This window comes from Streptomyces sp. NBC_01089 (assembly GCF_045162975.1).
Classification (GTDB): Bacteria; Actinomycetota; Actinomycetes; order Streptomycetales; family Streptomycetaceae; genus Streptomyces.
Genome location: NZ_CP108660.1, coordinates 6,024,190 through 6,038,598, shown reverse-complemented (window position 1 = coordinate 6,038,598; position 14,409 = coordinate 6,024,190). Strand labels below are relative to the sequence as shown.

Annotated in this window: 12 protein-coding genes; 2 read left to right on the top strand and 10 right to left on the bottom strand. The window is 69.5% G+C overall.

Annotated elements, in window-relative coordinates; all coding sequences use genetic code 11:
- Window positions 1-16: 16 nt before the first annotated feature.
- Genes OG510_RS27130 through OG510_RS27120 form a run of 3 tightly spaced genes read right to left on the bottom strand, consistent with a single transcriptional unit; the run spans window position 17 to window position 4,619 of the window.
- Window positions 17-844, bottom strand: coding sequence for an HAD family hydrolase (locus OG510_RS27130; protein ID WP_406140235.1), 828 nt, complete (start codon window positions 842-844; stop codon window positions 17-19).
- The gene (locus OG510_RS27125) at window positions 841-3,435 is read right to left on the bottom strand and encodes a phosphoribosyltransferase (protein WP_406140234.1); all 2,595 of its coding nucleotides are present in this window, start codon (window positions 3,433-3,435) and stop codon (window positions 841-843) included. The genes OG510_RS27130 and OG510_RS27125 overlap by 4 nt, the downstream gene beginning before the upstream one ends.
- Complete coding sequence (locus tag OG510_RS27120; RefSeq protein ID WP_164267577.1) at window positions 3,435-4,619, bottom strand: HpcH/HpaI aldolase/citrate lyase family protein; 1,185 nt, start codon at window positions 4,617-4,619, stop codon at window positions 3,435-3,437. Before OG510_RS27120 ends, OG510_RS27125 begins: the two co-directional genes overlap by 1 nt.
- Before the next feature lie 388 nt (window positions 4,620-5,007).
- On the opposite strand from OG510_RS27120, the gene OG510_RS27115 reads away from it, so the two are divergent.
- On the top strand, window positions 5,008-5,874 hold the full coding sequence (locus OG510_RS27115; protein WP_406142577.1) for a TerD family protein: 867 nt from the start codon (window positions 5,008-5,010) through the stop codon (window positions 5,872-5,874).
- Window positions 5,875-6,001: 127 nt separating this feature from the next.
- Here OG510_RS27115 and OG510_RS27110 read toward each other — a convergent pair whose 3' ends face one another.
- From OG510_RS27110 to OG510_RS27085, 6 genes are all read right to left on the bottom strand, one after another.
- A complete protein-coding gene (locus OG510_RS27110; protein ID WP_406140232.1) occupies window positions 6,002-6,739 on the bottom strand; it encodes a Tellurium resistance in 738 nt (245 codons plus the stop codon).
- A gap of 144 nt (window positions 6,740-6,883) precedes the next feature.
- Window positions 6,884-8,026: a DUF475 domain-containing protein gene (locus OG510_RS27105; protein WP_406140231.1), complete on the bottom strand. Its 1,143-nt coding sequence runs from the start codon at window positions 8,024-8,026 to the stop codon at window positions 6,884-6,886.
- Window positions 8,027-8,177: 151 nt separating this feature from the next.
- Window positions 8,178-8,753, bottom strand: a complete 576-nt coding sequence (locus OG510_RS27100; RefSeq protein ID WP_164260519.1) for a TerD family protein — start codon at window positions 8,751-8,753, stop codon at window positions 8,178-8,180.
- 97 nt (window positions 8,754-8,850) lie between these two features.
- A complete protein-coding gene (locus OG510_RS27095) occupies window positions 8,851-9,426 on the bottom strand; it encodes a TerD family protein (protein ID WP_164260517.1) in 576 nt (191 codons plus the stop codon).
- 124 nt (window positions 9,427-9,550) lie between these two features.
- Complete coding sequence (locus tag OG510_RS27090; RefSeq protein WP_406140228.1) at window positions 9,551-10,009, bottom strand: peroxiredoxin; 459 nt, start codon at window positions 10,007-10,009, stop codon at window positions 9,551-9,553.
- A gap of 237 nt (window positions 10,010-10,246) precedes the next feature.
- The gene (locus OG510_RS27085; RefSeq protein WP_164260513.1) at window positions 10,247-10,687 is read right to left on the bottom strand and encodes a DUF3052 domain-containing protein; all 441 of its coding nucleotides are present in this window, start codon (window positions 10,685-10,687) and stop codon (window positions 10,247-10,249) included.
- Between the two features lie 434 nt (window positions 10,688-11,121).
- Between OG510_RS27085 and aceE the strand changes: the two genes are divergently transcribed.
- Window positions 11,122-13,869, top strand: a complete 2,748-nt coding sequence (gene aceE / locus OG510_RS27080) for a pyruvate dehydrogenase (acetyl-transferring), homodimeric type (protein WP_406140227.1) — start codon at window positions 11,122-11,124, stop codon at window positions 13,867-13,869.
- A 72-nt stretch (window positions 13,870-13,941) separates the two neighbouring features.
- Here the strand turns inward: aceE and OG510_RS27075 are convergent, their stop codons facing one another.
- Window positions 13,942-14,385, bottom strand: coding sequence for a peptidase inhibitor family I36 protein (locus OG510_RS27075; protein ID WP_406140225.1), 444 nt, complete (start codon window positions 14,383-14,385; stop codon window positions 13,942-13,944).
- Window positions 14,386-14,409: the final 24 nt, after the last annotated feature.

Sequence of the window (14,409 nt, the reverse complement as noted above, 5' to 3'; positions counted from 1 at the left end):
CCAGCCGGTCGCCCCGTCAGCGGCCGTGGTCCCGCGCGGCGCGGGTGAACTCCCGCAGGATCTCCTCGCCCGCCGCCACCCCGCGCCCGGCCGTCACCGCGATGTGCGGCGCGCTCCAGCCCGCGTCCGCCAGTTCGCCGTGCGCGGGGCGCCAGCCCCGGTCGGCGGCCAGCAGCAGGTCCGCGTCCAGCAGTGAGTCGCCCGCGGCCAGCGTGAGTCCGGCGCCGGTGCGGCGCGCCACCTCGCGTACTGCCGCGCCCTTGGTGAGCGGCTTCGGCACCGCGTAGAGCTTGCGCCCCTGGAGCGACACCGTCCAGCCGCGCGAACCGGCCCAGGCGGACAGCTCCTTCACCCAGCCGTCCGGCAACAGGGCCCGCTCGACGACCAGATAGGCGAAGAGGTCCTCGGCGACCCGTTCCTTGAGCAGCCAGGCCGGGTCGGCGGCGGCGACCAGATGGGCGCGCACCTCGGCGAGCGGCGCGCACTCGGCGGCCAGCCGCCGGGCCACACCCGACCGCCAGTCCGGGTCGGAGACCCCGTCGACCAGCAGGTGGCCGCCGTTGGCGCAGATCGCGAACCGCGGCGGCGGTCCCGGCAGCCGGATCCGGTGGTACTGCTCCCTCGTCCTGGTCGTCGTCGGTACGAAGTGGGTGTCCGCCGCGAGCGCCCCGAGCAGCCCGGCCGCGGTCTCGGTGACGTACGAGAGGGGCCTGCTCCCGTACACCTCGACGCAGAGCAGCCTCGGCGCATCGGCGTCCGGCATGGTCAGGTCGAGCGCGGCCGCCGAGTAGATGAGGGTGCGGTCGAGATCGCTGGCGACGACCACGGGCGCGGTCCGGCTCATCCGGTCACCGCCGCGGTGCCGTCGGCGCCGGTCGCGCCGCGGGTGAAGCGCGGATGGATCAGGCCGACGCAGCTGTACGGCAGCGCGTCGACCTCCTCGACCGGGACGCCGCGCTGCTCCGCGAGGAGCCGTACGTGGTCGAGATCGGCGCCCGCACCGCTCCTGGCGAGGATCTTCCAGGGGACGCGGCGCAGCAGGACGCGGGTGGTCTCGCCGACCCCGGGCTTGACGAGGTTGACGTCATGGATGCCGTACTCCTCGCTGATCCGCTCCACCGCGGCCCACCCCTCCCAGGTCGGTGCGCGGTCCGCCGCCGGCTGCTCCTTGACCGCCGTGTCCACCGCGCCCGACACCTCGTCGAAGCGGGCGGCGACGGCGTCGATGAAGTCGGTCGACACATCGGATCCCGCCAGCTCGCGGTAGAACTTCCCGCCGTGGAAGTCCCCGGGCCCGACCAGGTCGGCACGGAGGACCGTACGGGAAATCAGCCCGGACACCGTGGAGTTGAGGCAGGCGGACGGGATGAGGAAGTCCTCCCGGGTGCCGTACGTACGGACACAGCCGCCCGGGTCGGCGAGGACCGCGATCTCCGGGTCGAAGCCGGGGAACTCCGCGAGCGCGTCGGCCAGTTCACGGGTGATGGCGCCCTTGCCCGTCCAGCCGTCGACGAAGACGACATCGGCCGGGTCGTGGTGGGCTGCCAGCCAGCGCAGCGCGTTGGCGTCGATGCCCCGGCCGCGCACGATGGACACCGCGTAGTGCGGCAGGTCCAGGCCGTGGCGGTGCTGGGCCCAGCGGCGCATCAGTACGCCGACGGGCGTACCGGCGCGCGCGAGGGAGACCAGGACCGGCCGGGCCGACCGCTCGGCCAGCACGGTCTCGGTGACCGTACCGACGGCCTGCGCGATCCGCGGCGCCGAGGTCTCCAGGGCCGACCTGAACAGCTCCTGGTACTGCGCGCTCGGCTGGTACTCGACGGGCAGCGACTCGGCGTAGTGGGCTCCGCCCGTCTGTATCGCCTCCTCGCGCTCCTCGGTGGGCGCCTCCAGCTCGACGCCGGAGAGATCCTGGAGCAGCCAGCCGACGTCATCGGCGGCGTAGGAGGAGAACGCGGGGCCGCGCAACGGCTCGGGCATGGGGGCTGCTTCCTGCTGTTCGGGAATGTGGGGCTGCTCGGGCAGCGGCGGGGCCTGCTGGGGGACGTACGACGGGACGACCGCGAGCAGCACCCTCGGTACGTGCGCGGCCAGTTGGGCCAGCAGGCCGTCGGGGGCGTGCAGTCCAGGGGTGTCGGCGGCCGAGTCGACCACCAGGACGACCGCGTCGAACCCGGCGCCCGCCACGTTGTACGCGTAACGGTTGCCGGGCCCGTCGCCGGGGCTGTCGTGCGCGGGGAAGACCAGCCCGGTGCGTATCGCGTAGCCGGGGTCGTCCAGCGCCAGTACGGGTGAGCGGGTGGTGGTCGAGGAGCGCACGTCGTGCCCGGCCTGCTCCAGTGCGAGGCCGAGGCGGAGCGGGGCGTACATCAGCTCCTCGAAGCCGAGCACCAGGACCCGCGGGGTGCGCACCGCGCCCTCGCCCTCACCGCCGCCGGGAGCGGGCGTGCCCGAACCGGACACACCGGCAGCGGGCGCACCGGAACCGGGCGCCTCCGCCGCGCCGCGTGCCAGCTCGTCGGCCAGCCGCGCCGCCATCCCGGGCAGCGCGGCCTCCAGGGTGGCGCGGTGGCCGGGGGTGAAGCCGTGCCGACCACCGTCCGGAAGCCCGGCCGGCCAGCGGAGATCCACCCGGACGGGCGGAACGGTGGGACCGGAGCCGACAGCGCGCGCGGGCTGCCCCACCTCACGCCCCCCGCGCTCCGCACGCTCCCCGTACTCCTCGACCAGCCGGCGCCCCTTCTCCAGTACGCCGTCGGGCAGTTGCACCTCACCGCGCACCGACGTCAGCAGATCGACCCGGGCGCCGATGCCCCGGGCGAAGTCCGCGAGACGCTCCCGGTCGGCGGCCGAGCGCATGTCGACCAGCGCGACGACCACGTACCACTGGCGCGGATACCGCTCGTGCAGATCGCGGATGGTGTTGAGCACGGTGTTGCCGGTGGAGAACTCGTCGTCCACGAGGACGAGCGGGCCGTCGCCCGCCAGCAGTTCCGGGTCCTCGGGCAGCAGCAGATGCGAGGTGGCGTGCGAGTGCGACTCCTCGAAGCCGCCCGCCCGCGCCACGCCGCCGACCTCGCGCCGGGTCGAGTGCAGATACGGCGCGAGGGCCAGCCCGTCCGCGACCGAGTGGCCCAGGCCCGTCGCGGTCTCCGCGTAGCCGAGGACGACCGCGCGGCGCGCCGCCTCGTCGCCGAGCAGCCGGCGTACCGCGATGCCGAGCCGGTGGCCGTGGCCGTACACCGTCGACGGGCGCTGCGGCACATGCTTGCCCAGTACGTTCGACACCAGCAGATGGGCGCGTTTCGGATTGCGCCGCAGTGCGAGGCCCAGCATGTCCTGGAGGCCGCCGTCCCCCGTGAGCCGCACACCGAGCCGGTCCGCGACCCAGGTTCCCGTCCAGACCACTTCGCCCGTCTCTCCTCCGGTCCGCATCAGCCGGAGAGCCCGGCCGTGAGCAGTTCGACAAAGCCGATGTCTTCCCTGGCCACACCGAAGACCTCGGCCCGCAGGAGGGTCCGCTCGGCCCAGGCCCGGTGCGGCTTCACCTCGTTCATCTTGTTCGTGTACGCGGAGCGCAGCACCCCGCCGCCGTCGCGTTCGGGCCTGACGATGTCGCGGGCGTCGCTGAACTCCTCGTGGCTGACCACCGAGAGGGCGTGCACCGGCATCACGTGCGAGGGGTGGATACAGGTCTTGCCGAGCAGTCCGTTGGCGCGGTCGAGGCCGATCTCGCGCAGCAGTCCGTCCAGGTCGTGCTCGATCAGGGCCGTACGGAGCTGGTCGGCGCGGCCCTCCATGAAGGGGCTGCGACGCAGCTGCGGCTTGAACATCCGTTCCTGGACGCGAAAGTACTCCCAGACCGGGCCGGTGATCGTGAAGCCGGTACCGTCCGAGCGGCCCAGGACGTTCACCACGTCGGCGATGACGGCGGCGACGATCTGGACGTCGTACGCGGTCATGTCGGGCGTCCTGCGCAGCCCGTACGCCGAGCAGAAGTCGGTGACACCCAGCCGGAGCGCGAGGATCCGGTCGCGGTACTTGCCGACCGTGCGGGCGATCCCGGCCAGGGTGTCCGCCCGGGTCTCCAGGTGCAGCAGCTCCGGCGATTCGAGGACCGGCATGGCGAACAGCCGCCGGCCGCCCAGGGCCTCCGCCCGGGTGAGGGCCTCCAGAAAGGCCGTACCGCGGTCCTCGGTGAACTTCGGCAGTACGAATCCGGACAGCAGCCGCGCCGACGCGCCCAGCCTGTGGACCAGGTCGGGTATCTGCTCCGGCTCACGGACCCGGACGAAGAGCAGCGGCACACCGTCCGGGTCGCCGGAGGGGCCGGCGCACCGGTCGTCAAGCTCGGCGAACTGGCGGACCAGATTGGCCTCGCCGGCGGCGACATCGGCGTCGTCGATGGAGTCCTCCAGGCACAGCACCATGGAGACCACGCCGCGTGCGGCCTGTTTCAGCACGTCGTCGGCGAGCTGCGGCCGGGTGGCCGGGCTGTAGAGCGTGGCTCCGAGCGCGGCGGCGAGGACGGGCGCCGGGGAGCCGGAGGTGAAGTCGGCCGGCTGCTGATGGAAGAGCTGCGACCGGACAAGGGGCGAGATATGCCCGAAATGATGCATAAGGTTCCCCCCGTAGTGCCATACCGTCCCGATGACGCGTGGCCGGTAATAGTACGTATGGACGCATGTCGCTAGTTCCAACGGGGAGGGAATTCGAACCGACCCGCAACACTGACCCGGCCGTTTCACCGGGATGTACGGGACTCGGGGCTGTCCGGCGGATCAGGCCGCAGAACGTGGCGGTGCCCGTTTGGTCCGGGTGAGCGGGGTCTGGTGCGTCCAGCTGCAAGGCGGAGGAGGGCGGCGACGCGGAGCGTCGTCAACCGACGACAACGCCGCAGATGGGCGCACCAGACCCCGCGTCTGCGGCCTGATCCGGCGGACAGCTCCTAGCCCCAAAACGCCCCCACATTGTCCGAGGCCGCACCAGGGAGGCAGGATGACGGGCATGACGCACGCGATGATGAAGGGTTCGAACGTCCCGCTGGACGCCTTGGCGGTACGGGCCGTCCTGCGCTGGACCCCGGGCCCCGACGTCCCCGACATCGACGCTTCGGCCCTGCTGCTCGGGCCCGGCGGCCGGGTGCGCTCGGACGAGGACTTCGTCTTCTACAACCAGCCGCGCCACCCTTCGGGCCTGGTCCGGAGGCTGCCGAAGAAACGTGACGCCGAGGGCCTCACCGACACCGTCGAGGCCGATCTGTCCGCCCTTGACCCCTCGGTGGAGCAGGTGGTGCTGGCCGCGTCGTCCGACGACGCGTCGTTCCGCGCGGTACGGGATCTGCGGATCCTGCTGTACGACGCGGCGGCGCCGGCCGGGGACGGCACACAGGCTCTGGCCGTCTTCGACGTACAGCCGGAGACCGGCGAGGAGACGGCGATGATCTGCGGCGAGCTGTACCGCCGCGGGGACCGCTGGAAGTTCCGGGCGGTGGGGCAGGGCTATCCGACCGGACTGGTCGGGCTGGCCACGGCGTACGGCATCTCGGTCGACGAGAGCGCCGAACCCGACGGCGGGGCCGGAGCGGCCGAGCCCTCGGCAGCCGGCGCCTCGGCGGACGCGGCGGCAGAGCCAGGAGTGCCCGCGCAGCCCGGTCCTCCGGGCGCGACGGGTCCCACGGTCCCGGCGGCGCCCGCCGGTTTTCCGCCGCCCCCGCAGTCACCGCCCCCCGGCTACGGCTACCCGCAGGCGGTCCCGGCCCGGCCCGCGGCAGAGCCCGCGTACGGCTATCCGCAGCCGGCCGCGGCTGCGGCTCCCGCGCCCGACCCGTACTTCCGGCTGCCGCCGATGGGACCGCAGTTCCTGCCGAGGTGACCGGAGTTGCCGCACAGGCGACCGGGGCTGCCGCACGGGCGACCGGGGTTGCCGCACAGGGGACCGCGATTCCTGTCCGGAGGAACGCAGTTGCCGCACACGTCCCCGCCGCGTCCGGTCGGTGCCGTCAGATCTTGGTCTTGTAGCCCCTGCCCCACTGGAGCCCCCAACCGTACAGCCGGTCCAGCTCCGCCTGGAAGCCGTACACGAACTTCACCTCGCGGCGCACCACCATGTCGCCCTTGACCTTGTCGATGGCGAAGACCGCGCACGAGCGGGCCTGCGGATGGCGTTCGTCCAGCTGGATCTCGATACGCGGGCCGTTGCTCGGGTAGAGCGTCACCACGGCGTGCGTACGGTCGAAGGCGGGTGTCTGGTCGTAGATGTAGACGAAGACCAGCAGCCGTTTGATCTCGTCCCGGTGGTCCAGATTGACGTAGAGCGTCTCGCCGGACGGTGAGCCGAACCGGTCGTCGCCGCTGAGCTGTACGTACGGCGATTCGTTGAGCCCGCCCAGAAAGTTGCCCAGCGGCTGCACCACGCCCTTGGTGCCGTCCTCCAGCTCGTAGAGGCAGCCCAGGTCGAGGTCGACGTTGACGACGCCCTGGGTGTGCGCCTGGACGACGTCCGGCTGGAACATCTTGGACGGATGGCGCAGCAGACTTCCGCGCTGCCGCGAGCTGCCGCCGAAGTCCGACGACCGCATCCGCCAGGACAGGTTCACCCGCAGATTTCCGGTGGTCGCGCCCTGTTTGGTCAGGGAGACCATCGGGTGCCGCTTGGTCAGCTCGATCGCGTTGGACGCCGAGCTTCCCGAATCGAAGTGCGGCGACTTGTCCCGTCGGAGACTGTCCCAGAAGGCCATGTCCCACCCCCAGCTTGCTCGGTGACTGCTAACCGGTTCTTCCCCGGACTTCTTCCCCCACGCACACAGACACGCACACGGGGCGGTCAGGAGGCTCTCGCATCCTGACCGCCCCGTTCAGAGCGTTCCGCAATCCGGTACGGGTCACACCCCGGACGGCACTTCCGTCCGGTCGCCCGAGCTGTCCCCGCCCTCCGCGGCGATCCGCTTGTTCCTGCGGACCGACGACAGGAACGACCAGGCGATCAGCACGACTCCGACGAGCCCGGTGATGACCTCGTTGATCTCGTACTGGATGGTGACGAGCAGGATCACCGAGAGCGCGCCGATCGCGTAGTGCGCGCCGTGCTCCAGGTAGATGTAGTCGTCCAGGGTGCCCTGGCGGACCAGGTAGACGGTGAGCGACCTGACGTACATGGCGCCGATACCGAGGCCGAGCGCCATCAGCACGATGTCGTTGGTGATGGCGAAGGCGCCGATGACCCCGTCGAAGGAGAAGGAGGCGTCGAGGACTTCCAGGTAGAGGAACATGAAGAACGCGGCCTTGCCGGCCATCATGACCGCCGGGACGTTCGAGCCGGACTTCTTGGCCTCTTCCTCGGCCTCCTGCTCGCGCTCCTCGTCCTCCTCCAGCCGGTTCTCGAAGTAGCCGGAGAGCCCGCCCACCACCAGATAGGTGATGAGCCCGGCGATACCGGAGATGAGGACCGTCTGTGCCTTGTCCGCGTGCGCGCCGCCGTGCTGGTGGGCGTGGGTGGCGAAGGTGAAGGACGAGATCAGCAGCACGGCGAGCGCGATGCAGACCGAGAGCATGTCGACCTTGCCGAGCTTCGCCAGCGGGCGCTCGATCCAGCGCAGCCACTGGACGTCACGGTCCTCGAAGATGAAGTCGAGGAAGATCATCATCAGGAACATGCCACCGAAGGCGGCGATCGACGGATGGGCGTCGGTGACCAGCTGCTGGTAGTGGTCCTTCTCGTTGAAGGCCAGCTTCACCGCTTCGATCGGATTGATCTTGGCGCTGATGGCGACGATCACGACGGGGAAGACCAGCCGCATACCGAAGACGGCGATGAGCACACCGACGGTGAGGAAGATCTTCTGCCAGAAGGCATTCATCTTCTTCAGGATTCCGGCGTTGATCACCGCGTTGTCGAAGGACAGCGAGATCTCCAGGACGCCCAGGATCGCCACGATGCCCAGGGCCGTCCAGCCGTCGTAGATCACCGCCACGGCAAGACCGATCACGGTGATCACGAATGACCAACCGAAGGTTTTCAGAAGCACTGGCTACCCCATCGTGTGTGTTACGGGTTCCCCCGCGCCGCGCGCGGTCCTGGTGTCGTCCCAGTCCCGCATTCTCCCGGGGCGCGAACCCTGGACTCCCCACACGAAATCCGGGAGATCTCCCGGATTTGAACCGTGCCGGAAGAATGCTTTAGGAAACATTGACCCCGAAGTCTAGAGCGATGCCCCGCAGCCCCGACGCGTACCCCTGTCCCACGGCACGGAACTTCCATTCCCCGCCGTACCGGTAGAGCTCGCCGAAGATCATCGCGGTCTCCGTCGACGCGTCCTCGCTGAGGTCGTACCGCGCCAGCTCCTGGCCGTCCGCCTGGTTCACCACGCGGATGAAGGCGTTGGCCACCTGGCCGAAGGTCTGACCGCGGCTGTCCGCCTCATGGATCGAGACGGGGAAGACGATCTTGTCGCAGTGGGCGGGCACCTTGGTGAGGTCGACGATGATCGACTCGTCGTCGCCCTCGCCCTCACCCGTGAGGTTGTCACCGGTGTGCTCAACGGAGCCGTCCGGGCTGGTCAGCTGGTTGTAGAAAATGAAGTACTCGTCGCCGAGCACCCTTCCCGACTGGCACAGCAGCGCGCTGGCGTCGAGGTCGAAGTCCGCTCCGGTGGTGGAGCGTGCGTCCCAGCCGAGCCCGACCAGGACTTGCGTGAGGTTGGGTGCGGCCTTCGAGAGGGAGACATTGCCTCCCTTGGCGAGCGTAACGCCCATGATCGCTGATCCTCCCCGAGGTGCGAACGGTTGATCTGCGGGATCTGGCACGTCCGGCGCCGCACAGGGGTGCGGCGCCGGACGGAGTGAATCCTGCTCAGACGTTGACGCCGAAGTCCTGCGCGATACCGCGCAGGCCGGACGCGTACCCCTGGCCGATGGCGCGGAACTTCCACTCCGCGCCGTTGCGGTACAGCTCGCCGAAGACCATGGCGGTCTCCGTCGACGCGTCCTCACTGAGGTCGTACCGCGCCAGCTCGGAGTTGTCCGCCTCGTTCACCACGCGGATGTACGCGTTGCGGACCTGGCCGAAGCTCTGCTGGCGGCTCTCGGCCTCGTAGATCGAGACCGGGAACACGATCTTCGCGACATCGGCGGGCACGCCGGAGAGGTTCACCTTGATGACCTCGTCGTCGCCCTCGCCCTCACCGGTGAGGTTGTCACCGGTGTGCTCGACCGAGCCGTCGGGGCTCTTGAGGTTGTTGAAGAACACGAAGTTCGAGTCGTTGGCGACCTTGCCCTCTTCGTTCGTCAGCAGGGCGCTGGCGTCGAGGTCGAAGTCACCACCTGTGGTGGTGCGCGCATCCCATCCGAGACCGACGACGACCGCGGTCAGATTGGGTGCGGCCTTGGTCAGCGAGACGTTGCCGCCCTTGCTGAGGCTGACTCCCACGAGTCCTCCCAATTGGTTTCGAGGGGCCGAGGAGGGCCCTTGCCCCCGTATTTACGTGGCATCGGATCAACGAACCGATCCTAGTGACCGGTTCCCGGACACGGCAGGCACTTCACCGGCCGGGTCAGAGGGTGTCGAGCGCCTTGGCGTACTCGTTCAGGTCACGAGCGTCGGGCAGACCGTTGACGACGGTCCAGCGGACGACGCCCTCCTTGTCGATGATGAAGGTCCCGCGCACCGCGCACCCCTTGTCCTCGTCGAGGACGCCGTACGCCCGCGAGGCGGCGCCGTGCGGCCAGAAGTCCGAGAGCAGCGGGTATTCGAGGCCCTCCTGCTCGGCGAAGACACGCAGCGTGTGGATGGAGTCGTTGGAGACGGCGAGCAGCTGTACGTCGTCGTTGACGAACTTCGGCAGTTCGTCGCGGAGGGCGCAGAGCTCGCCGGTGCACACGCCGGTGAAGGCGAAGGGGTAGAAGAGGAGCACCACGTTCTTCTCGCCGCGGAAGTCCGAGAGGCGGACGGTCCGGCCGTGGTTGTCCTTCAGCTCGAAATCCGGGGCCTCGGTGCCGACCTCGATCGCCATGAAAACGCTTCCCTTCGGTGGGGCCATTCGGATGATGCCCACCCTATGCCTGGCCCTCCGGGCCGAGGGGGGCGCCCGGTACGGGGCGGACCTGGAGGCAGGCTCACCGGGTCACGCCCCGCAACCTCGCCCGGTCTCATCCCCGTAACAAGCAACCTCGCCCGGTCTCACCCCGTAACAAGGGGAAGCCCCCGCCGGCAGGACGGCCGGCGGGGGCTTCTCGGGGCTTGCGGCGACTCAGCGCTTGCCGGACCTTGCCACCTTCGGTGTGACCAGACGGCTCCCCGTCCAGTCCTTGCCGGCGTTGATGCTCTTGGTCTGGGCCAGACCGGCTGTCTGGGATGCCTCGTTGATGTCGCTCGGCTCGACGTAACCGTCACGGCCGGTCTTGGGGGTCAGCAGCCAGACCGCGCCGCCGTCGTCGACCAGACCGATGGCGTCCACCAGCGCGTCCGTAAGGTCGCCGTCCTCGTCGCGGAACCACAACACGACAGCGTCAGCCACGTCGTCGTAGTCCTCGTCGACGAGTTCCTGGCCGATGACACTCTCAATACCCTCACGGAGTTCCTGCTCGACGTCGTCGTCGTAGCCGATCTCCTGGACCACTTGTCCGGGCTCGAACCCCAGGCGTGCTGCCTGATTGGTCCGCTCCTCCGCGTGGTCCGCGGTCGCGCTCACGGTTTGCCTCCTGATCGTTTTTGGGAATGCACCAGCCACGCGCGTGCGCGGGGCGTTGGCCGTAGTCCACACGGGCGGGACCGATCGCGCAAGTACCCAGCGGTCGAGACAGCCGAAACGGTGACGTTTCCTGGCACCTCATCCCAACCTCAGGCAGGTTCTGACGACCTCTGGTGATTCATCCCACACTGTTCATCCGTATTTGCGTGGTTCCACGGCTTCGGATACGTCAATTGTGCCCCGGATCCCTTTGGGAATGTCTGAGCGGGTCGGGCGTAAGGTTGCGATTTCGCCGGACCCAGCAGCGGCCTCCGGACGGGATGTCCCGCCGAGCGGCGGTTACCCCTCGGTAGAGATGACGTCAGCGTCCCGGCGGTACACGATGGTGGCGGCGTACGTCCCGATACCGCATGACCGAACAGCGAAGGAACAGCGTGGTTTCCGGATCCGATCGCAACCCGATCATCATTGGCGGCCTTCCGAGCCAGGTCCCGGACTTCGATCCCGAAGAGACCCAGGAATGGCTCGACTCCCTCGACGCCGCCGTCGACGAGCGCGGCCGAGAGCGTGCGCGCTATCTGATGCTCCGCCTCATCGAGCGCGCGCGCGAGAAGCGGGTGGCCGTGCCCGAGATGCGCAGCACGGACTACGTGAACACCATCGCCACCAAGGACGAGCCGTTCTTCCCCGGCAACGAGGAGATCGAGCGCAAGGTCCTGAACGCCACCCGCTGGAACGCGGCCGTGATGGTCTCGCGCGCCCAGCGCCCCGGCATCGGGGTCGGCGGCCACATCGCCACCTTCGCCTCATCGGCCTCGCTGTACGACGTGGGCTTCAACCACTTCTTCCGCGGCAAGGACGACGGCCTCGGCGGCGACCAGGTCTTCTTCCAGGGGCACGCGTCCCCCGGCATCTACGCCCGCGCCTTCCTGCTCGACCGGCTCAGCGAGCAGCAGCTCGACGGGTTCCGCCAGGAGAAGTCGAAGGCTCCGTACGGACTGTCCAGCTACCCGCACCCGCGGCTGATGCCGGACTTCTGGGAGTTCCCGACCGTCTCGATGGGCCTCGGCCCGCTCGGCGCGATCTACCAGGCCCGGATGAACCGCTACATGGAGGCGCGCGGCATCGCGGACACCTCCAAGTCGCATGTCTGGGCCTACCTCGGCGACGGCGAGATGGACGAGCCCGAGTCGCTGGGCCAGCTCTCCATCGCCGCCCGTGAGGGCCTGGACAATCTGACCTTCGTCGTCAACTGCAACCTGCAGCGGCTCGACGGCCCGGTGCGCGGCAACGGCAAGATCATCCAGGAGCTGGAGTCGCAGTTCCGCGGCGCCGGCTGGAACGTCATCAAGCTGGTCTGGGACCGGAGCTGGGACCCGCTGCTGGCCCAGGACCGCGACGGCACCCTGGTCAACAAGATGAACACCACGCCTGACGGCCAGTTCCAGACGTACGCCACCGAGAGCGGCGCTTACATCCGTGAGCACTTCTTCGGCACCGACCAGCGCCTGCGCAAGATGGTCGAGGACATGTCGGACGAGCAGATCCTGCACCTCGGGCGCGGCGGGCACGACCACCGGAAGGTGTTCGCGGCCTACACGGCGGCCAAGGAGCACAAGGGCCAGCCGACGGTGATCCTCGCGCAGACCATCAAGGGCTGGACGCTGGGGCCGAACTTCGAGGGCCGCAACGCGACCCACCAGATGAAGAAGCTGACCGCGGACGACCTCAAGCGCTTCCGTGACCGGCTGCACCTGCCGATCGCGGACAAGGACCTGGAGGACGGCAACCCGCCGTACTACCACCCGGGCCGGGACTCCGAAGAGATCCAGTACATGCACGACCACCGCAAGTCGTGCGGTGGTTACGTACCGACCAGGGTGGTGCGCGCCAAGCCGCTGCCGCTGCCGTCCGACAAGACGTACGCCATCGCGAAGAAGGGCTCGGGGCACCAGTCGATCGCCACCACCATGGCGTTCGTCCGGGTCCTGAAGGAGCTCATGCGGGACAAGGAGATCGGCAAGCGCTTCGTGCTGATCGCCCCCGACGAGTACCGCACCTTCGGTATGGACGCGTTCTTCCCGAGCGCGAAGATCTACAACCCGCTCGGCCAGCAGTACGAGTCGGTGGACCGTGAGCTGCTGCTCGCGTACAAGGAGTCGCCGACCGGGCAGATGCTGCACGACGGCATCTCGGAGGCCGGCTGCACGGCGTCGCTGATCGCGGCCGGTTCGGCGTACGCCACGCATGGCGAGCCGATGATCCCGGTCTACGTCTTCTACTCGATGTTCGGGTTCCAGCGCACCGGCGACCAGTTCTGGCAGATGGGCGACCAGCTGGCCCGCGGTTTCGTGCTCGGCGCGACCGCAGGGCGGACCACGCTGACCGGTGAGGGCCTCCAGCACGCGGACGGCCACTCGCAGCTGCTGGCGTCGACCAACCCGGCCTGTGTCGCCTACGACCCGGCGTACGGCTACGAGATCGCGTACATCGTCCAGGACGGTCTGCGCCGGATGTACGGCGAGACGGCCGACGGCAGGCCGGGTGAGGACGTCTTCTACTACCTCACCGTCTACAACGAGCCGATCCAGCACCCGGCGGAGCCCGGCGATGTCGACGTCGAGGGCATCCTCCAGGGCATCCACCGCGTCAAGCCCGCCGAGCGGGGGCAGATCCCGGCGCAGATCATGGCGTCGGGTGTGGCCGTCCCGTGGGCCGTGGAGGCCCAGCAGATCCTCGCCGACGAGTGGGACGTGAAGGCCGACGTCTGGTCCGCGACCTCCTGGAACGAGCTGCGCCGCGAGGCCGTGGAGGTGGAGCGGCACAATCTGCTCCACCCCGAGGAGGAGCAGCGCGTCCCGTACGTCACACGGAAGCTCTCCGGCTCCGAAGGCCCGTTCGTGGCCGTGTCGGACTGGATGCGTTCGGTGCCCGACCAGATCGCCCGCTGGGTCCCTGGCCCGTACCAGTCGCTGGGCGCCGACGGCTTCGGCTTCGCGGACACGCGGGGTGCGGCGCGCCGCTTCTTCCACATCGACGCGCAGTCGATCGTCGTCTCGGTCCTCACCGAGCTGGCGAAGCAGGGCAAGGTGGACCGCTCGGCCCTGAAGCAGGCCATCGACCGCTACCAGCTCCTGGATGTGTCGTCGGCCGATCCCGGTGTGGCGGGCGGCGACGCGTAGCCACGGCAGTTACGGCGGAAGGGCGGCGGGACCACGGTGGTCCCGCCGCCCTTCCGTGTGCTCGGCGGGTGCTCAGTTCTCCCAGATCTTGAACGCCCTGACCTGGTACGGGGAGTGCGGCAGCCAGGTGCCGCCTCCCGGGTACGTCTCGAACTCGCCGGTCTCCGCGCACTCGGCGGACTGGTACGTGGTGACCGGGCGCCCGGTGCGGTTGGCGACGGACTGGGCGGTCGTCCCCGCCGGGAGCGGCGTACAGCTGTCGATGCCGGTGCCGGACAGGTCGTAGGTGCTGCGGGCGCCCTTGAAGCCGCCCTTCTCCCAGAGGCAGAGCTCGCCGGTCGCGCACTCCCCGAGCCGGGGCTGCGACGCGGCCAGCGCGGTGCGCGGGCCGAGCGCCTGGGGCGCGGCGAGCACGGTGGCCGTGACGATCCCGGCCGTGACGGTGGTGCGGAGCAGCGCCTTGCGGATACCGGCGGCGGGCGCACCGCTCTTCGTGGTGGTCGTCCTGGTGTTCATGGTGGTCCCCCGTGTGGTGCGTCG

Coding starts and splice junctions, on each gene's coding strand:
- OG510_RS27130 (WP_406140235.1), bottom strand. CDS start 844: ATGAGCCGGACCGCGCCCGTGGTCGTCGCCAGCGATCTCGACCGCACC.
- OG510_RS27125 (WP_406140234.1), bottom strand. CDS start 3,435: ATGCGGACCGGAGGAGAGACGGGCGAAGTGGTCTGGACGGGAACCTGG.
- OG510_RS27120 (WP_164267577.1), bottom strand. CDS start 4,619: ATGCATCATTTCGGGCATATCTCGCCCCTTGTCCGGTCGCAGCTCTTC.
- OG510_RS27115 (WP_406142577.1), top strand. CDS start 5,008: ATGACGCACGCGATGATGAAGGGTTCGAACGTCCCGCTGGACGCCTTG.
- OG510_RS27110 (WP_406140232.1), bottom strand. CDS start 6,739: ATGGCCTTCTGGGACAGTCTCCGACGGGACAAGTCGCCGCACTTCGAT.
- OG510_RS27100 (WP_164260519.1), bottom strand. CDS start 8,753: ATGGGCGTTACGCTCGCCAAGGGAGGCAATGTCTCCCTCTCGAAGGCC.
- OG510_RS27090 (WP_406140228.1), bottom strand. CDS start 10,009: ATGGCGATCGAGGTCGGCACCGAGGCCCCGGATTTCGAGCTGAAGGAC.
- OG510_RS27075 (WP_406140225.1), bottom strand. CDS start 14,385: ATGAACACCAGGACGACCACCACGAAGAGCGGTGCGCCCGCCGCCGGT.